Source organism: Pseudoalteromonas sp. 3J6 (assembly GCF_903995135.1).
Lineage (GTDB): Bacteria > Pseudomonadota > Gammaproteobacteria > Enterobacterales > Alteromonadaceae > Pseudoalteromonas.
In genome coordinates, this window is the sequence record NZ_LR877185.1 from 3402587 (window position 1) to 3423849 (window position 21263).

A 21263-nucleotide genomic window follows, 5' to 3' on the forward strand; every position below is an offset into this window, starting at 1 on the left:
AATAATTAATCGTAATGAGACTTTGCGGTTAACTCAGGCAAGGTAATAATAAATTGTGTTTTAAAATAGGCTTCGCTTTGTGGTTCTGAATGAAGTTTGATGTCTCCTTTCAAAACTTGTGTTACCCATTGGTGCACCATATATAAACCTAAGCCCGTATTACCTTTACCTCGTGCGGTTGTATAAAAAGGCTCAAATATATCTGCTTTAGTCTCATTATTAACTCCTTTACCATTATCTGACACGCTAAGCCTTACGCTATTATTTGTCGCTTGCTCTACTTTTATTTCTATCACTCCCTCCTGCTTTTCATCAAAAGCGTGATTTAGCGCATTAATTACAAGGTTTTCGACCACCTGAGAAATAATCCCCGGCAAACTAATCACCTGTTTTTTGAGCAAGAAAATAGTTTTCACTTTTATCGGTGAATTTTTTAATCTGGAATTTAATGACAATAATAACTCTTGAATGATTTTTTCAATATCACATGCAATAAATTCATCGTTATGGCGATCAATGGCCATTTTTTTAAAACTTTTCACTAATACTGCGGTTTTATTTAAGTTAATTTTAGCTAGTGCTAGGTTCTCACCAATACTGGTTGTTGTTTCCTCTAACGTTGATTTAGTCAGCCCCTCCCTCATCGCCGCATTTAATTTAGCTAATGCCATATCTGCATTAGAAACAGAAATAACGGCTCCACCAATGGGTGTATTCATTTCATGAGCAACTCCTGCTACGAGCAATCCTAATGAGGATAGTTTTTGCGCTTCAATTAGTCCTTCTTGTAGCTGTTGTTGCTGCTTTATGGTGGCATCAAGCTCTCTGTTCACTATATCTAGTTCTATCTTTTCTATATGTAATTTATGCGAGAGGGTTAACAGCTTATTTTGAAACTTATACTCACGATAAATAAAGCTAAAACTAATTAAACACAGTAATCCACTACACAAAAACGCAAACTGTAAGGCTTTCACCTGTCCAGTTATTAGTAATTCATCAGGACTACTTATTAAAATAATTAACTCTTTATCGGTGTCACTAATTCTGCCTTTGTTCTCGCGCAGTGAAAAAATAGAAAAACGTCGGTAAGTATAGAGGTTATGGTCAAAAAAGTGCGAACCATACTCGACTTTGCCACCAATAATTTGCTGCCAGAGCCGAGGCTCTTGAATGGCAAGCGTTTGCTCATTTTTACCATACATAAACCCCCATTCTAAATCTTCATCACTATTTAATAACCAAAAACCATTATGATTCAAAATGCTTATATGGGTACTTTTTTGGCTATAGCTTTTGATCTGATTAAATAGATAATCTAAGTTAAAGTTAACCACCAATAGGCCATCTAATAGGTAATTTTCTTGATTGGTACGGTAGGTTACGCGGATTGATGGTTGATGAGGTTTTATGATTTTGTTGTGTTCAATGTTTAAATCTATTTCTGTAGCAAAAATGTCAGGCGCACTGATCTGCATCCCTTTTTGAAAGTAGTAACGGTTTTGCTTATTTTGCAAACCATCAGGCGATACAATTTCGCCAACACCATTCACTGCGTTAATGCGGTATTGCTCTTGCCCTTGCTTATCTAGCCAGCGAATTTGGGCTATGTTAGTAGAGATAGCCGCAAAATTTAAAAAATAATTATTTATTTCATCTCTGCTTCGCATTTGTTGCAAAGGCTTGTTTTGTGCATCGCTTTTTAAAACTGGGCCTTGAGCCAAAATACGAGTTAGCTTTTTAATGCTGCTGAGCTCTTTGGAGAAATCACTACTAATTAGTACTAACTTTTCATCTTGCTGAGCTTTAATGGTGTTTATTTTTTCTTGATATATTTGTTCGTATATAAGCCAACCAATAAAGAAGGTAATGAATAAACTGAATAGCAATTTAACTAGCACACTTTTTTTTGAACCAACAGGCAAACTATTAATGCTATTCATTATCAGTCACTTCATACTGCTTTAACCATCCGAACAGATCTTTTAGAGATAGAGGTTTAGAAAAATAATACCCTTGAGCTGTTTCGCAGCCTTGTTGCTGCAACCACTTGGCCTCAAACTCATTCTCAACACCTTCAGCAATCACCGAAAAGTTAAATTGCTTTGCCAAAGACAATATCATCTTAATCATGTATTGATTATTGTCATTAAACTCAAGGTCACTAACAAAATAGCGATCTATTTTTATCGACGTAGACGGTATTTCATTAATGTGAGCCAAAGACGAATACCCTGTACCAAAGTCATCAATGCTGACTTTCATGCCCAAAGAAATAAACCGCTCAAGCGCCTCTTTAATTAAGCTGTAATTACTAATAGCTTGTGTTTCGGTCACCTCAAGCTCAAGCATAGAAGGCAAAATACTGTATTCTTCAATTTTATTTTTTATCTGTTCAAAGTAGCTTGGCTCAACTAAATCATAAGAGGACGCATTAAATGCAACGGGTAAGTTACAGCCTTGCTCTTTAAGTTGATTAATAGCCTCTAGTATTTTCTCAAAAATCACATGGTCTAGTTCATTAATTAATCCGGCTGTTTCAGCTAATTCTATAAACTCGTCGGGGCGTACAAAGCTGCCATCGGCTCTTTGCCACCTAGCGAGCGCTTCAAAACCTGCTGGTTTCAAGGTTGATAAGCTGATTTTGGGTTGTAACACCACCTCTAAGCTTTTATTACCTATAGCCGTTCTGAGCTCAGCCATCAGCTCATATCGACGAGTTATCTGATCTGTTTTTTCCTCTGTATGCTGAATATACTTTGCATGGTTTGCCAACGTATAGTTGAGGCTAGACTCTGCTAAGCTAATCACTTTTTCAGGTGTTAAGTTTAAAGCAGCGCTTAACTTCAACTCCAGTATACGCACATCAATATATTGCTTCACCTGTTCAATTTCGAACTTTTGCTTATTTTGAAAGTAACTAATTGCATCTGAAATATCAAAGTCAACGCTAATTAGCATGCCAAAGGTTTTGTTACTAATTAGTGCTATGCGTGGTTCATATTTAGCAAAAGTATCAACTATATTTTGATGAACTAACTTCATTAATTTATTACAAAAGTCATTCCCGAAAGTAAATGCTTTTTCATCAAACTGATAAATGTCAAAAATGACTAATCGTGTTTTTAATCGCTCATGGGCATTCATGTTCTTTATTTCACGGGTTAACCAGTTCCTATTTGGTAAATTTAGTGATACATCGGTATAAGCAAGCTCTGTTAAACGATTTAATAACGAAATATTCGCAAATCCCGTGCTCACATTTTCGCTAAATACTTTTAGTAAATACTCATTTTGCTCATTAATTGGGTTGTCTGATTTTACGATCGTTATATAAGAAATATCTTGTTCTTGCGTTAAGGGAGTCTCGAAAAAAAATACGCTGTGGTGCTTTGAAAAAATATGACTACGCTGTTTAATCGCTTGTTTAAAATCTTGCAGCATTTCTGCAGGCAGGTTAGGTACAACAGGTTGCCCTTTAGTGCCACTAAAGCAACCATGGGTAGAGAGTATTAAGCATTCAGAGCTAGAGTTTGAATTACTCGAACAAAAAATACCGCCGCCTTCGGTTATTTTTAAAATATTACTAATTTCTTTAAGCACTGCATGAGAAAAAGAGGCCATATCATGCTTACCGTTAATACTTCTAGATGCATCTAGCACCAGCTGTAAACCTTGCTTTGCTGACCTAATTTGTGAAATATACTCCCATGTACGCATGTTACTATTAACAATTGATTGCAACTTTTCTGCTGTAATATCTGATTTATTCCAGTATTCATCGATATCAAGGACTTTCATGATATCACTCTCTGGAGCAAAACCAGGTTGACCTGTTAATAGCACAATACGCATTTCTGCGTTACCTATAACCTCTCGAATAGTATTTACTAAACGCAAGCCTGAGTCATCCTCCTCCATTACTACATCTATAAAAATAAGTGCAATATCAGGATGCATACTCAACGCCAAAGCAGCCTCAGGCACAGAATTTGCTGTTAACAGCTCGTATTTATAACCATCCTTGGCTTTTAATTCTTTTAAGCTATTAACTAACGCGTTTTGATAATCAAGGTCATCCTCAACGGTTAATATTTTCCATGCTTTCAGCTCTGTATCTGCTTTTTCTTCTTCAGCAGCAAATACAAACAATCCCTCTTTATCTTGCATATCTTCTCACCCAATAATAAATAAGGTATGACCTTGTTATTAAAATGAATTACAAAGCAATAAGTTAAATAATTTAAATAGTTATTCTAATATTAGGTGAGGGTATTGGATGTGTCTAATTTAAAAAGAATTTAATTAAAAGTAGCTGCTACAATAGTTTGTTGTTTAACTAGTTAATAGCAGCTTCATGTGTAAATTATGCAGGTTGTTGGCAAGCAGTAATAGGTACGCCGCTATGAAATTTGAAGTCTTCATCGTCCGATGTAATTAGCTGCGCTTCTATTTCAGCAAATTCTTTTACCCGCTCAGTAATATCAAAGTCAGCAATTTCTTGAGCAAGGGTTAAGTAATCTTGATAATGGCGAGCCTCTGAGCGAAGCAGTGAAATATAAAAGTCCCCTAAGCGTTTATCTACATGCGGGGCAAGCGCAGCAAAACGTTCACATGAGCGCGCTTCTATGTACGCACCTACAATAAGTTTATCAACTAATGCATTGGGCTCAAACGTTTTAACATTACGTAACATGCCTTTGGCGTAACGACATGGGGTTATACTTTTATATTCAACGCCGTATTCATCCATAATTTCCAACACTTGATAAAAGTGATGCAACTCTTCTTTTATTAACATCACCATTTTATCAATTAAGTCTTGTCCATAAGGTGAGTTAGATTTAGGAATAATAGACTTTGTCAGTTTATTTTTAGCCGCTAAATCACGCCAGTTCCCCTCACGTTTATAAATAAGCGTTTCAAACGGTTTTAGCCACTCAAGCAGTGCATCACTGCTGTCTTTATCTACCGCATACTTACGGATTAAAAACATCGCACTTTGTGCCGCTTTTAGCTCACAAATTAAATGATCAATTAATATGATGGGTAAATTTTCTTTTTTGGTTGCCTGTTCAACCCACTCATTGGGGGTTTTGCACTTTAAAAATGAGTGAATTGGCGCCAATAATTCTGTGTACATTGTGTTAAGTTCAACCTATTTAAGCATGGCGATAATTTTAACACGAAAATGTACTGGTGTTTAATATATCAAACACAACCGCTAAACAGGTTTAAGGCCCTCTAGATGCTTTAATTAAATTTGAAATTCTTTTGTTAATCTAAGGGACCTAATCACAGTATAAAAACACTTTAAAAAAGCAAAGTTCTAACCTATATGCTGGTAACTTCTTCAGTTTGTCATTACTTCAATATATTCAAGTTTATATCGCTTTTAAAATAATTTTCATAAAGGAATAGTTAGTAGTGAAATTTTCACAGTTACTCTTTATAACGGTGTTTTCTGCTACAGCAGGTCTGTCTTTTAGTGTATTTAGTGCCGATGACAATGTAACAAACTCATCAGCAGTTAAAATTCAAGAGCCTCATGATGAAATTAGTTCATTGTATGCCATCCAAGATTTTGAAGAAGCAAATAAAAAAGGGCTAACACCCAAAGTATTAGAGCGTTGTAGTCTCACGATTTTACTCGCTATACTAGTGTAAAGTCGGGGACTAAAGAAGTCATTGCAAGCTTTAACTATGATGGTGGTAAATGCAATAAATACGGTTTTGCCATTTTAAGAAATTATGAAGGGCATAAATTTAGTGTCACGTTAGTTGATAGCGATGGTAAAAAGGTTGCTGGCGGGTATAGCGTTGCTGTATCTACCTCTATATTCAAAACAGGTACTTATTATTGGGAGGTTTTAAATAAAAATACTTCTAACTCTACTAGCTATGGCGGCATCTCATATGAAGTAAGAAGTAAAGGCTAATTACTATATAAACGGCTTATAAAGCTCTACCTTATCGGCCGTTTATAACAAAACTAAAATAAGCGCTTAAGCTTTATTTAATTCCGCCGATAACACTTAAACAATTATTTGAAAAGGATTTTTATGAAAATTAGCAACAATGTCTTACCTAATTTCTTTAATAAAGCCACTACTTTTACAAAAACTGATAATGGGAATATCTCTGAGCAAAAAAATACTAAAGAGACAGGTGTAAAACTCAGTGTAAATATTGAGGAACCACCTAAAAAAACGATAGAAAAACAAGAGCAACTCTCTAATTTATCGTTAATTGAAGGCAGTGCTTACGCTACACTCTTTAAAAATGATGAATTTGATTTTACTAACATGAGCACCAATGAACTACATTACATTGTTAAAACTGCTAACGATATGGATCGTGAATACACACAAAAATTCGGCAGTGAAGAACCAGTAAGACGAGATCAAGCTGGTAATCCGATCATATCTAGAAAAAGAGAAGAAATGCTTAATTTAGAGTCGACACTTAATATTCTTTCTTTTGGCGGAGGTAATGTAGACCCTGATGAAAAAATTAATATAAAAGAGTACTTAACAGCGAGTTCAAAACAATCAGATAACGAAGCTAAAAACTACCCAGAGCGCAGCACATATCAAGTAAGAGCATCTTATATGAAGGAAATAATTAATACCTTTAATAACTTTATATCAGATGACACATTAAAACTATATCAAGAAAAAGCGACTAAATTATTAACCGATGCTAATAAGGTAGACCTTTTAATTTAACAAAAATAAAAAGGTACTACGTTAAAATAATTAAAAAAGTGCCAATACTTAATAATACACTACACATTGCGGCTTCTTGACAAGCGCCTATTACTGAACCATAAATAAGTGGACTGTATAAAAAACAAACCAACTATAACCAAACAGTAATATATCCTTTTATGGAGAGCACGCAATGATACTAAATCACCTATGGGGCTTATACGCCCATCCACTCGAAGAGTGGCAAACAATTGATAACCGTCACGAAAGCTTAACCTACAGCTTATCGCACATTTTGCTAATCGCTTTATTTCCCTCAGCAATGGGATACTACTCATCGGTTTACCTAGGCTGGAGTATAGGCACAGGTAACCCCGTTTTTTTAACCCATGAAAGCGCACTGATGATTGGTGCGGCTATGTATGTTGCTTTAATTGGCGGTGTATTTGCACTGGCCTACTTAGCGCATTGGATGGCGGTTACTTTTGGTGCTAAACCAACCTTTACCCAAACTATCGAGCTGGCAGCGTATACCGCAACACCGGTGTTTATGTCGGCATTGGCTGCTTTTTGGCCTGAGTTGTGGTTTGTGGTGTGTGTTGGGTTAGTGGCACTCGCTTACTCAGTTTATTTACTGTATACCGGCGTCCCTATTTTGATGCACATTCCGCAGGAGCGCGGCTTTATTTATGCAAGCTCTGTTGTCACCTGTGGATTAATTCTACTTGTTATTATTTTAGCGCTTACCGCCATGCTATGGACCAACGGTATAATCAGCCCTATGTTTACCTAAAAATTGAAAAACAAAAAAGGAGCGATTAAGCTCCTTTTTTATTTACAGTTAATATAACTATTAGACTGTAACTACACTATTAATCAGATTCGTTTTCATCTTGGTTATGTATTTCTAAACCAGACGACATCGCGTTTTCGCGGGTGCTTTTAGCAGAATCGTTACGTAGCTTATCAATACGATTTAGATAGTCTTGATCAACATCGCCAGTAATGTATTGTCCATCAAACACTGACGTTTCAAACTTAGTGATTTCAGGGTTTTCTTGGCTAACTGCAGCAATTAAATCACTTAATGATTGAAAGATTAAACCATCAGAGCTAATGCTTTGGTTAATATCTTCAACCTCACGGCCGTGTGCAATGAGTTCAGCCGCCGATGGCATATCTATACCGTATACATTTGGAAAGCGTATTTCCGGTGCAGCTGACGCAAAGTAAACATTTTTAGCACCAGACTCGCGTGCCATCTCAACTATTTGTGCTGAAGTTGTACCACGTACAATTGAATCATCAACAAGTAGGACATTTTTACCTTTAAACTCACGGTCAATTGCATTAAGTTTTTGACGTACTGATTTTTTACGTAGCTCTTGGCCTGGCATGATAAACGTACGACCAATATAGCGGTTTTTAACAAAGCCTTGGCGATAAGGTAAATCAAGCACGCGTGCCATTTCTAAAGCGATATCACACGAAGTCTCTGGGATAGGAATAACGACATCAATGTCTTTATCAGCCCACTCACGTGCTACTTTCTCGCCTAGTTTAGTCCCCATATTTACACGTGCAGCATAAACCGACATACGATCAATGGTTGAATCCGGGCGCGCAAAGTAAACAAATTCAAAAATACACGGTGAGTAAGACACTTTATCCGCACAGGCAAAAGAATGAAACTCGCCTTTTTCCGTCACATAAATAGCTTCGCCTGGGGCAACGTCACGGATAAACTCAAAGCCATCTGGCTTTAACGCCACACTTTCTGAGGCAAACATATATTCAGTACCCGCAGCAGATTCACGTTTACCAAATACAAGAGGACGAATACCATTTGGATCGCGAAACGCCACAATACCATGGCCGATAATCATGGCAATAGTGGCATAACCACCCGTCACTTTATTGTTAACTTCAGTAACCGCGGTAAAAATATCTTCAGGGTCTAATTTAAGCTTGTCTGACTTACTTAGCTCATGTGCCATGATGTTAAGTAAAATCTCAGAATCAGAGGTGGTATTAACATGGCGACGTGCCTCTGAAAATAACTGCTCTTTTAACGACTCTGCATTGGTTAAATTACCATTATGGGCAAGTGCTATACCAAAAGGAGAGTTCACGTAAAACGGCTGAGCCTCTGACGAGCTTGAAGAACCCGCCGTTGGGTAGCGCACATGGCCAATGCCAATGTTGCCTTGCAAACGTTTCATATGACGAGTGTGAAACACATCTTTCACTAGGCCATTTGCTTTGCGCAAGCTAAATGTATTGTTCTCAATAGTTATGATACCCGCAGCATCTTGGCCACGGTGTTGCAAAACGGTTAAGCCATCATAAATCGCCTGATTAACTGGCGATGTTCCGACTATTCCAACGATACCACACATGTAATTTATCCTCGCCGATTAACGGTTTACTGAATTTAAAAAGCTCGAGTTGTTTTCTAGGTACGAAAAGAACCATTCAACTACAAAGCCAAATTCTGGAATCAAAATGGAGTTGCCCCACCAATGCGTATTAGGCGCACCAGTAAAAGCATCAAGAAAGAAGAGTAACGCGCTCACGACCAACACGCCTCGAAGAGCACCAAACACCAGACCAAAAACACGGTCTGTGCCGGATAATCCGGTTCGCTGTACAAGCTCACCTAAAATATAGTTTAGTAAACCGCCTAACAATAGCGTCGCAAAGAATAATATGGCAATGGCCGCCGCATTTCTTAAAAGGGGTTCAGAAATGGATGTTAGGAAGGAAGCTAAATATTGATAAAATAAGCTGGAGATGATGAAAGCCCCTGCCCATACCGCTAATGACATAGCTTCTTTAACAAAGCCGCGTATTAAACCGATGATGGTAGAGAGTGCAATAATGCCAAGAATGGCGTAATCAACCCAGATCATAAGAACCAAATAGTCGCTAATTTGGGGCGCATTCTATACCTAAACCTCCTCGTGATGCAAGTTTAAGCGTGAGATTGCAGATGAGTAAAAACATGCAGTTTTTAGATAAAAAATAGCGTGAAATATGTAGGCTAGAAGTGAGGATAGTTCAGGGAATAGATAAATGTGTAATATCAGCTGATAAACACATTTACCTATTAATGACTAAGTTATTTTGCCACTTCAAATTGAGTAACTTTACCGTTTAGTTTAGTTAGTTCTTTCAGTGCGGGAAGTTGGGACTGCAGCTCATTTTTACTTAATGACGGCCCTACAAATACTTTAGTTAACGTACCATTTGGCGTTTTAATTGGCCTAGTAAAGCTTTTAAAACCTTTCGTTTTTAGCTTTGCCTGCAACGCTTTTACATTTGCCGCATGAGAAAAACTACCAAGCTGAATGACATACGCCATACTTGTTAGGTTTTCATTAGTATTACGCATAGCATCATCTTGCCCGGTAGTGACTGTGCCTTGTTTTGTATCGGCTATAACTGCTTCAACCATTGCTGGCTGTGCAGTAACGTCAGTTTCAGCAGAGCTGTTTTGTTGCTCAAATGCAGCATCATCAGGCTGAATATCTTCAATTTCATCCTCTTTTAATGGTTCTGCATTTGCCACTTGTTGATCAATTGATTCTTGTAAATCAATGGTCTTGAACTCAGAGCGTTCTGGAATCGCTTTAAAGCCTTCTTTATAGTGCACTTTTTCACCATCGAGTATATTGGGAATAAACACAATTGCTGCGATCACCACAATACTTGTTCCGACTAAGCGATTAATAAAACCTGAGTTCACCGACATCCTCTCTATTTTTTAAAGTAATGAATAGCGCCAGCCACGGTAAAAAATGAGCCAAATACAATCAATAGTGTATTACTTGGCTGGCTTGGCAAAATAGCATCCAATGCTACCTCTACGTTGCTATAACCCTGTTTAAAATGACTATTGGGTATACTTGAAAGCGCCTGTTGAAGATGGGCGGCACTATCGCCACGCGGGCCGTCTAAGCTCGCTAAAGACCATTCATCGACTATATCAGCCACTTCTTTAAGCACACCGACTTTATCTTTATCAGCAAGCATAGCGGCTAATGCATGAATTTTAAAGCCTTTATCTTTATAGCTTGCTAACTTAGTTGCTAAATAACGTGCCGATTCAGGGTTATGTGCCACATCGGTGTACACTAATGGCGACTCACTTAATTGTTGAAAGCGCCCTTCTACCACTAAGTTAGCTATGCACTGAGTTATCACTTCATCACTTGGTAATAAATCTAGCACCGACAAGGTCGTTAACGCAGTGGCCACATTTTGACACGGGATGGCTGGTTTAGGTAACTCGAGTTTATGTGCTTTAAATTGCCAACTAAAACTCTGCGCATACTCTTTAAAAATAAAGTCGCTACCCGATAACACCATATTAGCGTTAATTTCTTTGCCATAATCGGTCATTGTATACGGAATATTTAAATCCCCAATAATTGCCGGAGTACTCTCTCTAAAAATTCCCGCCTTGTCATAAGCCACTAGCTCACGGGTATCACCTAAATATTCTTTATGATCTAAATCGATGGTGGTGATCACACTGGCAAATGGGGTAACAATATTAGTCGCGTCAAAACGCCCGCCCAAACCGACCTCTAACAACACGTAGTCAACTTCTAAGCGTTTAAATATTGCCAACGCGCCTAAGGTGCCATATTCAAAATAGGTTAATGGTGTGTCACCACGTCCTTGCTCTAGTAAATTAAACGCATCGACATGGTATTGATCGTCAAGCTCAGCGCTATTAACACGTACACGTTCATTGTAGCGAACTAAATGAGGTGAAGCATAGGTGCCAACACAATAACCCTGGGCTAATAATAATGACTCTAAACAACGTGCCGTTGTTCCTTTGCCATTGGTGCCTGCAATAAGAATGATTTTACTTGAGGAAGTTAAAAGCTCTATGTTGTTAGCAACACGAGCAACGCGCTCTAAACCCATTTCTATATTAGCAGGGTGAACACTCTCTAAATAACAAAGCCAATCATCAAGGCTTGATGATTGGCTAGGAATTGTTTTTGTCATAGCATGTAATCAGTAAAGCTGAAATTTACGCTACTCTATGCTCTTGTTCCGTAGAAGGCAAGTTCATAAATTTTGCTAAGATACGTGCAAGCGTATCGCGCATTTCTCGACGGTCAATTATCATGTCGATTGCGCCGTGCTCTAATAAAAACTCACTGCGTTGGAAACCCTCTGGCAGTGTTTCACGCACGGTTTGTTCAATAACACGCGGACCGGCAAAACCAATCAAAGCTTTAGGCTCTGCAACATTAATATCACCAAGCATTGCCAATGATGCTGATACACCACCCATTGTTGGATCAGTCATTACCGAGATAAACGGTAGGCCTTTTTCGGTCATTTTAGCAAGTGCGGCACTGGTTTTAGCCATTTGCATAAGTGACATTAGCGCCTCTTGCATACGCGCGCCGCCCGATGCAGAAAAACAAATCAGCGGCATATTATGCTCTAAACATTGGTCAACCGCATCAACAAAGCGAGCACCTACAACCGATGCCATTGAGCCACCCATAAATGAGAATTCAAATGCAACTGCAGCAACCGGAATACCTTTTAGGTTTCCTTTCATTGCAACCAGTGCGTCTTTTTCACCGCTTGACTTTTGAGCTGCATTAATACGATCTGAGTATTTTTTAGAGTCTCTAAATTTAAGCACATCTTTGGGTTCGTGTTGAGCGCCTAATTCATGACGGTCACCGTCATCTAAAAATTGTTCAAGACGCTTACGACCACTAACACGCATATGATGGTCGCACTTAGGGCATACATTTAGTGATTTTTCTAATTCTGCTTTATATAAAATTGAATCACATGACGTACATTTAGCCCATACACCTTCTGGAATTTCTTTACGACCTGAAGATTTAGTCGTTTTTGGTAAGATTTTTTCTAGCCAACTCATTTGCAACTCTCTTAATGCTGTTCTGTGTCGCGAGTCTACATGTTAACCATGCAAACAAATTTTTCCAATTAAAACATGAATTACGCTATCACGGTATAAAAAACTGGTCTTAGTAGTTAGCCCTACGAATAATAGCGTATAAAAATAACCACCTGATTACCTTTTAAATATCGGTATCGGCTAAAAACAATGGCCCCAACGGCGTTCTAGGAATATTAAAGTGTTCTGGGTAATCAACATCTACTAAATATAAACCCGCCGCTTTTGCTGTGGCGCTCGCTTTGGCACGCTCTTTAAGATCTAGCAACTCTTTTAACCAAATTGGTTCATGTTTATGTAAACCGATATCCATTAAACACCCGGTAATATTACGTACCATATGATGCAAAAACGCATTGGCTTTAATGTCAATAATGACATAAGCACCTTGGCGCTGTACCGATAAATGATGAATCGTTCGCGTTGCCGTATTAGCTTGGCAGTGAAGCGCTCTAAACGAGGTGAAATCGTGCTCACCTAATAAATATTGGCAAGCCTGCTGCATTTTCACTTCATCTAAAGGATGATGAAAATGGGTAACACCTTCATTTAATACCGCACCACGAAACGCATAATTATAAATCACATAACGATAACGACGAGCAGTTGCACTAAAGCGAGCATGAAAGTCTTCAACCACAGGCTGGGCAAAACGAATAGCAATGTCTTTTGGTAATAAGGTATTCATGCCTAATGTAAAGGCCACCATTTCACGATCAGCATGGGTATCAAAATGCACAACTTGACCAGTGCCATGCACGCCGGCATCGGTGCGCCCTGCACATACAATTTCAACCGGATGATTACAAATGCGCGACAACGCTTTTTCTACTTCTTGTTGTACGCTATTTACATGAGATTGACGCTGCCAACCACTGTAACGCGCGCCGTTGTATTCTACTCCAAGTGCTACTCGCATAATTACTGCTTTACCTACTGTGCTAATCGACGCTGCATTTTATGCTATATGGCGTTCCAATAAAAGCAGCGAACTAAGGTTCCTAACTATGCGATACAAAAAAACCCGTTATTAGTGTTAGCCAATAACGGGTTTTACAGCTCAGATATCCTTTTCAGGATTAGCTATTGTTAGTTTTTCAGCTTAGCTTTTAGATTTTGTGCTTCTTCTTGCACATCGTCTGGGCCATTATTAATAATCTCATCTAAAATTTTAACTGCCGAGTCAGCATCATCTATCTCTATATATGCGTGAGCAAGATCAAGCTTTGCCGAGTAACCACCACTTTGAGTATCAACATCCATAGGGTTATCACCAGCAAGTAATGAATCGTAGTCACCCAAACCAACATCCATATCGACGTCGGTGTAAGGTTCGTGATCTATATCCGCATCATCACTTTGCTCTAGTAATGCATCAATATCAACAAAGTCATCTTGATCTAATGGCTCAGTAACCTCAGGTTGCTCAATGGGCTCTTGCAACGATGGTGCTTTATCATCAGCTAAATCTTCGTTAAGTAAGATATTAAAATCAACATCGAATTCACTGCTATCGCTTAAATCAACATCATCAGGTTCAGCCAACTCATTCAGTAATGAATCAAAATCTGTTTGTGTTAAATCAGCCATGAACTCATCATCAAGCTCATCATCTGAAATCATTTCTGATTCTGATGGTACTGACGTTTGCGTTAAATCAGCTTCACGATCAGCATTTGTTTGCTGATCGGTAAATTCAGCTGACTCTGTTAACGCATCAAGTTGATCATCGTCAAAATCATCATTAGAGCTAACAGCTTGCTCAACTGCAGCTTGTTCAGTCAGATCTGCAGACTCTGAAATATCATTATCTAAAGCTTGCTCTATATCTAACTCTGAAAACTCATTGTTAAGTAACAGCTCATCATCAAAATCATCTTCTAGGCTATCGAGATCGTTACCTGCTGATAGAGCATTAGCGAGATCTTGCTCTGCTTGGCTGGGTGACATGCCTGTGGCATCACCATCTAAATTATCACCTTGTAGCTCTTGTGGTGTTAAAGATTGTTGTTCCTCATCAGATAAAGGCAGGTCATCATCCAGCTCTAACTCAGGATACTCCTCAAGTTCTTCACTTGGGGTGATTATTTCAGGCTCATATAGCTCATCGTCTTCTGTCGATAAATCGTTGCTTTGGATATCGCCAGCAAGCGGGTCATCGCCTAAATCAATTTCCTCTTCATCAAGATCATCGTCTAAGTCATCCATTGACCAATCAGGTACTTGTTCATCCTCATCGCCTGTTTGCTCAAGCTCACTTAAAAGATCATCGACACTTTTGAAGTTTTCATCGTTGTATTCGTCAAGCGCATCTTCTGGGTCGAGTAAAGTAGAAGAAGTATCGGTAAAATCATCTTCTGATCCAACATCAGGCTCTGCTTCCAGTTCAGGCTCTACTTCAAGCTCAGGCTCTGCTTCAAGCTCTGGCTCTGCTTCAAGCTCTGGTTCTACTTCAAGCTCTGGTTCTACTTCAAGCTCTGGTTCTACTTCAAGCTCTGGTTCTACTTCAAGCTCTGGTTCTACTTCAAGCTCAGGCTCTACTTCAAGCTCAGGCTCTACTTCAAGTTCAGGCTCTGCTTCAAGTTCAGGTTCTGCTTCAAGCTCCGGCTCGACTTCAAGCTCAGGTTCGGCTTCAAGCTCAGGTTCTACTTCAAGCTCTGGTTCTACTTCAAGCTCAGGCTCTGCTTCAAGTTCAGGCTCTGCTTCAAGTTCAGGTTGCTCGTCTAAGCCATCGACTGACCAATCAGGTGCTTCTACATAATCATCACTTGTTTGTTCTAACTCACTCTGTAAATCATCAACGCTATCAAGGTTTTCATTGTTGTACTCATCAAGCGCGTCTTCTGGATCGAGTAAATTAGAAGACGTATCGGTAAAATCATCTTCTGATCCGACATTAGGCTCTGCTTCAAGTTCTAGCTCTTCTTCAAGTTCTGGCTCTTCTTCAAGTTCTGGCTCTGCTTCAAGCTCAGGCTCTACTTCAAGTTCAGGCTCTGATTCAAGCTCAGGCTCTGCTTCAAGCTCAGGCTCTGCTTCAAGTTCAGGCTCTACTTCAAGTTCAGGCTCTACTTCAAGCTCAGGCTCTGATTCAAGCTCAGGCTCTGCTTCAAGCTCAGGCTCTGCTTCAAGCTCAGGCTCTACTTCAAGCTCAGGCTCTACTTCAAGCTCAGGCTCTGCTTCAATTTCAGGCTCTGATTCAAGTTCAGGCTCAGCTGCAACTTCAGGCTCTGCTTCAGGTTCAGGCTCAACTTCAAGTTCAGGCTCTGATTCAAGCTCAGGCTCTGATTCAAGCTCAGGCTCTACTTCAAGCTCAGGCTCTGCTTCAAGTTCTGGCTCTGCTTCAGGTTCTGATTCAAGCTCAGGCTCTACTTCAAGTTCAGGCTCTACTTCAAGTTCAGGCTCTACTTCAAGCTCAGGCTCTGCTTCAAGCTCAGGCTCTGCTTCAAGTTCAGGCTCTGATTCAAGCTCAGGCTCTGCTTCAAGTTCAGGCTCTGCTTCAAGTTCAGGCTCTGCTTCAAGCTCAGGCTCTACTTCAAGTTCAGGCTCTACTTCAAGCTCAGGCTCTGCTTCAATTTCAGGCTCTGATTCAAGCTCAGGCTCTTCTTCAAGCTCAGGCTCTGCTTCAAGCTCAGGCTCTGCTTCAAGCTCAGGCTCTGCTTCAAGCTCAGGCTCTGCTTCAAGTTCAGGCTCTGCTACAATTTCTGTCTCAGCTGCAACCTCTGGCTCAGCAAAAGATGAAGCGATAGATTCTACATCTTCACTATTTAACTCTTCTTGCGCGTCAGTTAAATCTTCAATTGAGTCCGCCAATGCATGATCTATTTCAGAATCATGAACATCACTTTCAGGTTGTTCAGTATCTAGTACATCGTCAATATCTACTTCGTCTTCATCAATTAAGCTGTCGATGTCTGGCTCTTTAGTTTGAGCTTCAGTAGTTGGTTGCTCAGCGTCGAGCAAACCATCAATATCAACTTCATAGTCTTCTTCAACTAAGCTGTCGATATCAGGCTCTTCAGTTTGAGCTTCAGTAGTTGGTTGCTCAGCGTCGAGCAAACCATCAATATCAACTTCATAGTCTTCTTCAACTAAACTGTCGATATCAGGCTCTTCAGTTTGAGCTTCAGTAGTTGGTTGCTCAGCATCGAGCAATTGGTCAATATCAACTTCATCGTCTTCATCAACTAGGCTATCGATATCAGGCTCTTCGCTCTGAGCTTCAGTAGTTGGTTGCTCAGCATCGAGCAATTCATCAATATCAACTTCATCGTCTTCATCAACTAAGCTGTCGATGTCTGGCTCTTCGTTTTGAGCCTCAGTAGCTGGTTGCTCAGTATCGAGCAATTGGTCAATATCAAACTCGTCGCCTTCTTCTCCTAAACTGTCGATATCAGGCTCTTCGCTTTGAGTCTCCGGTTGCTCAGCATCAAGCAAGTCATCAATATCAAACTCGTCATCTTCTTCAACTAAACTATCGATATCAGGCTCTTCGCTTTGAGCTACTGGTTGCTCAGCATCGAGTAAACTGTCTATATCAAACTCATCGTCATCATCAGCTTGTGCTGTTACATCATCTGCTTGTTCATTATTCTCATCAAGCAAGTCGTCAATGTTAAAGTCTTCGCCCTCTTCAGCAAGTTCTTCACTAAGTGCTGCCATATCATCGTTCGATTCACCTTTAGGTTCATCTGGCAGAGCATCGTCATCTTCTTCATCAAACAAGCTATCTAGGTCATCCGAACTTAAAATGTCATCTGACTCATCAAGGTCGATAGCATCACCTGTATCATCGCCATCGGAACTATCAAAGTCCTGTTGCATGAAAACATCAAGTTCATCGTCTTCAGTATTTTCGTCTTCAAAAACAACATCATCATTGAGTAAGCTTTCTAACTCATCTTGATCTAGTAGACTGTCATCATCGAGATCATCGTTAAATGCCACATCATCATCGAGTAACACGTCATCCATGTTGTCGTCTAATTGCACGCTTATATCATCAAGCGGATCGGGAGCTGGCGCTTCTTCATCAAGAATGGGCTCTTGCTCTTCATTTATTGGATCAGTAAACGCTGGAGCTTGAGGAATAAACTCATCATCGTCACTTTCAGGCTCTTGATTATTACTACGCTTACGCAACCACATAACAACGGCAAAAATGATCAATAAAGCCGGAATGGTCATTAATAAAATCAGCACTAAAGGATTCGAAAGTAGCGCGGCAAAGCTAAATTCACTCTCTTGCTCTACCTCTTTTAATTTTTGCTGCGCAATAATCTCATTTTGCTTAAGGATTAATTCTTTTAACTGTTGCTGTATTTCACTGTCTTGACCAAGCTGTAAGCGAACGTTTTCTAACTCGTTTGAAATACCTGTAAGCTGTTTTTTTAGGTTGTTGTTTTCGACTAAAATCTCTTCTACGTTGCTAACTGAACTTTTAAACTGCTGCTGAAGCTCAACTAATTTATTACCTTGGTCTGTTTTTATCTCTTTTAATTCTTGTTGTAATTCTTTTTTGGCTTCATCAACGTCTGCTTTGCGAGCTTGCGTTACTTGTGTTTGTGCTGAGTTAATTTCTGCTTGAGTAAGCGTACCATTTTTCTTTTTTTCCCACAGATCATCATCTTGCTCAGAGCGTTGCTTAGCTAATTGCGGGTTTACTCGTCTAATTTCTGCCAAAGTAGGTATCTTTAAGTAAGAACCGCTTCGCATATGATTTAAATTTTGTTCTAAAAATGAGTTGGGGTTTTTGTTATACAAGGCCTGCATAACTTGGTAAATGCTAACTGAATTATCAGGACGAACCTTAACGGCAATGCGCCAAAGTGTATCGGTTGGTTTTATTGGCCCAATAGAACGCCCCTGTGCGCCGTAATCTGCGCCTTTGGGCCCTCTTAATTGGGTACTGTCTTGAGAGTAAACAGTCGTTACCATCAGTGCAGACGCTAATATAATAAGTGAAACGAAACCGCGCATGCTGATCCTTTAATGTTTAAATGTTAACACAGCGCTTTCAATTGGCGCTTAAACATTGATTATTCTTGCCGTTGTTAACCACGAGGCTAACGCACATTTTTATTACAATCTATTTTTATTGCAAGCTCTATTCCAGTTACAAACTATAAACCAGTTAAGCCATAATATCCATCGCAACGCATTGAAAATAAATACCTTAAACATCTAGATAAAAATAATTTTATGTTGTTTATCAAAGTGTTTTCACAGCAGTTGTTTATAAGTGGCAAAAAAATGGCAATTAAAGCACAAAAAAACGGCAAACCACTTAGGTTTGCCGTTTATTGGATTATCACTATCTTCAGGCTAATTACATGTAATTAGCAATGAGCTCTTCTGCTATTTGCACACTGTTGGTTGCAGCCCCCTTACGGGTATTATCACTTACTACCCACATATTTAATCCATGTGGGTGTGAAATATCGGCACGTAAACGGCCAATGTAAACAGTGTCGTTACCACTGGCATCTGAAACAGCCGTTGGGTAATCACCCGCATCATCAATTAGCTCAACACCCGGTGCATCGCTCAATAATTGCTTCACATGCTCAAAGTCATAAGGCATACGCGTTTCTATATTAATTGACTCAGAATGACCGAAAAACACCGGTACACGAACACAAGTCGGGTTTACTGCAATGGTCGTATCGCCTAAAATTTTATGCGTTTCGTTTACCATTTTCATTTCTTCGCGTGTATAGCCATTGTCTTCAAAGCTATCGATTTGCGGAATAACATTAAACGCAATTTGCTTAGGAAAAATGTCGTTTTCCATTGGGCGTGCATTCATTAAGTTAGCTGTTTGTTTTGCTAGTTCATCAACCGCTTCTTTGCCTGCGCCCGACACTGCTTGGTAGGTTGAAACGTTAATACGATCAATACCGTAGGCATCATAAATAGGTTTAAGCGCAAGCATCATTTGAATAGTTGAGCAATTAGGATTAGCGATTATATTACGGTTTCTAAAATCAGCTAAACTCGCTGCATTCACTTCTGGCACAATTAGCGGTACTTCAAAGTCATTTCTAAAATGTGAGGTATTATCAATAACAATACAGCCTGCGTCTGCAGCAATCGGGGCATACTTTTCAGACACACTGCCACCAGCAGAAAATAAGCCGATATGCGCTTGGCTAAAGTCAAAGCCTTCAACATCGCGTACTTCTATGCTCTCACCACGAAACTTTATATCTTCGCCGGCACTTCGGCTGCTTGCTAATAAAAACAGCTGATCGACCGGAAATTTACGATCTTCCAAAGTTTCAATGATTTGACGACCAACAAGGCCAGTAGCGCCGAGTACGGCAACGTTATATTTTTGCGACATATTTCATCCTCTGTAAGCACGGTTAAAACAACCGCGCTAATTAAATTAGTTTGCTGTGGTAAAGCCAAGCTGGGCAAGTACGGCAAGCTCGGTGCTATCACCTTCAACCATCACAGTGCTAAATTCACGGCGGGTTGGGTAGTTTTTTCGTAAGCTGTCAAAGCCTTCATCGGCCAAGTGACGTAGTAAAATGCCATCATCACGGCGTACGTCATAAACTAAATGCACTAAACGGGCTATATCTGTTTCGCTAAAACTGCTTTCTAGGGTGACTTTTTTAATCGCAGGAGGCGGTAAAAAATCATCAAGCGATTTTATTGCGTTAACCCCTTTTAGCTCACATAAGCGCTGGTACAACATTTGCGTACCTCGCGCTTTACCCTCAAGGGTATGCCCTGCAATGTGAACACTGGCATAGCGCACATGTTCCAGTAATTCAGTTAAAATATTAGGTTCATTTTCCCAAACATCCAGCACTAAATCGAGTTCTGCTCCGGCTTGCATTACTTCAAGCAAGGCTTGGTTATCAATTACATCACCTCGGCTGGCGTTGATTAAAGTCAGCCCAGATTTAAGTTTAGTTAAGCGTGTTTTATCAAGCATGTGTAGGGTTTTATGTTTACCCGTTTTAACCAACGGCACATGAAAAGTGACAATATCTGACTGCGCTAATAGCTCATCTAACTCAACATGCTCGGTTAATAGCCCTTGCTCATGCTTAATTGGATCGCACAATAGTAAATTAACGTTAAGCGCTTTTAATTTTTGCGCGAGGCAACTGCCAATATTACCTACACCCACAATACCGATTGTTTTACCGCTTAACGGACTGGCATTTTCTTGACTTAATGCAAATAAGCTACTTATTGCATACTCAGCTACGGCTATGGCATTACAGCCAGGCGCACTGGTAAAATCAATGTTTTTTGCGTTGAGTAAATCGGTATCAATATGATCAACACCAATCGTGGCTGTACCTACAAAGCTTAACTTATTCGCCTGTGCTAATAGTTCACTGTTAACTTGAGTAACTGAGCGGGTAAGCAGTACATCAACATCGATAAGTTGTTCAGGGGTTAATTGCCTGCCATCAAATCGTTCAACCTCACCCATATCTTTAAAGAATTGCTCAACTAAAGGCATATTTTGATCGGCAAGAATTTTCATTGTGAGTCCGTTTGGCGAAATGAGGCGCTATTGTAACGAACAACCCCCTATTAGCACAAACGAAAAAGCCGAGCATTTT

15 protein-coding genes are annotated in these 21263 nt (G+C 39.6%); 3 read left to right on the forward strand and 12 right to left on the reverse strand.

The features are described 5' to 3' along the window. Positions 1-5: 5 nt before the first annotated feature. The 3 genes from P3J6_RS15535 to miaE form a co-directional block, all read right to left on the reverse strand. Entirely contained in the window at positions 6-1943 is a 1938-nt protein-coding gene (locus P3J6_RS15535; protein ID WP_198523496.1) for a sensor histidine kinase, read from the reverse strand. After that, on the reverse strand, positions 1936-4170 hold the full coding sequence (locus tag P3J6_RS15540; RefSeq protein ID WP_198523497.1) for an EAL domain-containing response regulator: 2235 nt from the start codon (positions 4168-4170) through the stop codon (positions 1936-1938). The genes P3J6_RS15535 and P3J6_RS15540 overlap by 8 nt, the downstream gene beginning before the upstream one ends. A gap of 196 nt (positions 4171-4366) precedes the next feature. Then, the gene (miaE, locus tag P3J6_RS15545) at positions 4367-5143 is read right to left on the reverse strand and encodes a tRNA isopentenyl-2-thiomethyl-A-37 hydroxylase MiaE (RefSeq protein WP_198523498.1); all 777 of its coding nucleotides are present in this window, start codon (positions 5141-5143) and stop codon (positions 4367-4369) included. 284 nt (positions 5144-5427) lie between these two features. On the opposite strand from miaE, the gene P3J6_RS15550 reads away from it, so the two are divergent. The 3 genes from P3J6_RS15550 (at position 5428) to P3J6_RS15560 (ending at position 7503) form a co-directional block, all read left to right on the forward strand. Continuing rightward, positions 5428-5667 carry a hypothetical protein gene (locus P3J6_RS15550; RefSeq protein ID WP_198523499.1) on the forward strand — a complete coding sequence of 80 codons (240 nt, stop codon included), beginning with the start codon at positions 5428-5430 and terminating at the stop codon, positions 5665-5667. Between the two features lie 395 nt (positions 5668-6062). Next, positions 6063-6728: a hypothetical protein gene (locus tag P3J6_RS15555; RefSeq protein WP_198523500.1), complete on the forward strand. Its 666-nt coding sequence runs from the start codon at positions 6063-6065 to the stop codon at positions 6726-6728. Positions 6729-6903: 175 nt separating this feature from the next. Further along, entirely contained in the window at positions 6904-7503 is a 600-nt protein-coding gene (locus P3J6_RS15560; protein ID WP_008111059.1) for a Yip1 family protein, read from the forward strand. 79 nt (positions 7504-7582) lie between these two features. Here P3J6_RS15560 and purF read toward each other — a convergent pair whose 3' ends face one another. The 9 genes from purF to P3J6_RS15605 all read right to left on the reverse strand — a co-directional run bounded on the left by purF (position 7583) and on the right by P3J6_RS15605 (position 21184). After that, positions 7583-9109: an amidophosphoribosyltransferase gene (gene purF, locus P3J6_RS15565; protein WP_138605386.1), complete on the reverse strand. Its 1527-nt coding sequence runs from the start codon at positions 9107-9109 to the stop codon at positions 7583-7585. A gap of 18 nt (positions 9110-9127) precedes the next feature. Continuing rightward, entirely contained in the window at positions 9128-9622 is a 495-nt protein-coding gene (locus tag P3J6_RS15570) for a CvpA family protein (RefSeq protein WP_076919200.1), read from the reverse strand. Between the two features lie 209 nt (positions 9623-9831). Further along, positions 9832-10458: an SPOR domain-containing protein gene (locus P3J6_RS15575; RefSeq protein WP_198523501.1), complete on the reverse strand. Its 627-nt coding sequence runs from the start codon at positions 10456-10458 to the stop codon at positions 9832-9834. An 11-nt stretch (positions 10459-10469) separates the two neighbouring features. Beyond that, on the reverse strand, positions 10470-11735 hold the full coding sequence (gene folC / locus P3J6_RS15580) for a bifunctional tetrahydrofolate synthase/dihydrofolate synthase (RefSeq protein WP_198523502.1): 1266 nt from the start codon (positions 11733-11735) through the stop codon (positions 10470-10472). 25 nt (positions 11736-11760) lie between these two features. Beyond that, on the reverse strand, positions 11761-12636 hold the full coding sequence (accD, locus tag P3J6_RS15585; protein WP_008111068.1) for an acetyl-CoA carboxylase, carboxyltransferase subunit beta: 876 nt from the start codon (positions 12634-12636) through the stop codon (positions 11761-11763). Between the two features lie 163 nt (positions 12637-12799). Further along, complete coding sequence (gene truA, locus P3J6_RS15590; RefSeq protein ID WP_178956372.1) at positions 12800-13594, reverse strand: tRNA pseudouridine(38-40) synthase TruA; 795 nt, start codon at positions 13592-13594, stop codon at positions 12800-12802. Between the two features lie 170 nt (positions 13595-13764). Beyond that, a complete protein-coding gene (locus P3J6_RS15595) occupies positions 13765-18651 on the reverse strand; it encodes a FimV/HubP family polar landmark protein (protein ID WP_198523503.1) in 4887 nt (1628 codons plus the stop codon). A gap of 349 nt (positions 18652-19000) precedes the next feature. Beyond that, positions 19001-20017, reverse strand: coding sequence for an aspartate-semialdehyde dehydrogenase (locus P3J6_RS15600; protein WP_010388045.1), 1017 nt, complete (start codon positions 20015-20017; stop codon positions 19001-19003). Between the two features lie 45 nt (positions 20018-20062). Continuing rightward, positions 20063-21184 carry a 4-phosphoerythronate dehydrogenase gene (locus tag P3J6_RS15605; RefSeq protein ID WP_198523504.1) on the reverse strand — a complete coding sequence of 374 codons (1122 nt, stop codon included), beginning with the start codon at positions 21182-21184 and terminating at the stop codon, positions 20063-20065. Between the last annotated feature and the right edge of the window lie 79 nt (positions 21185-21263).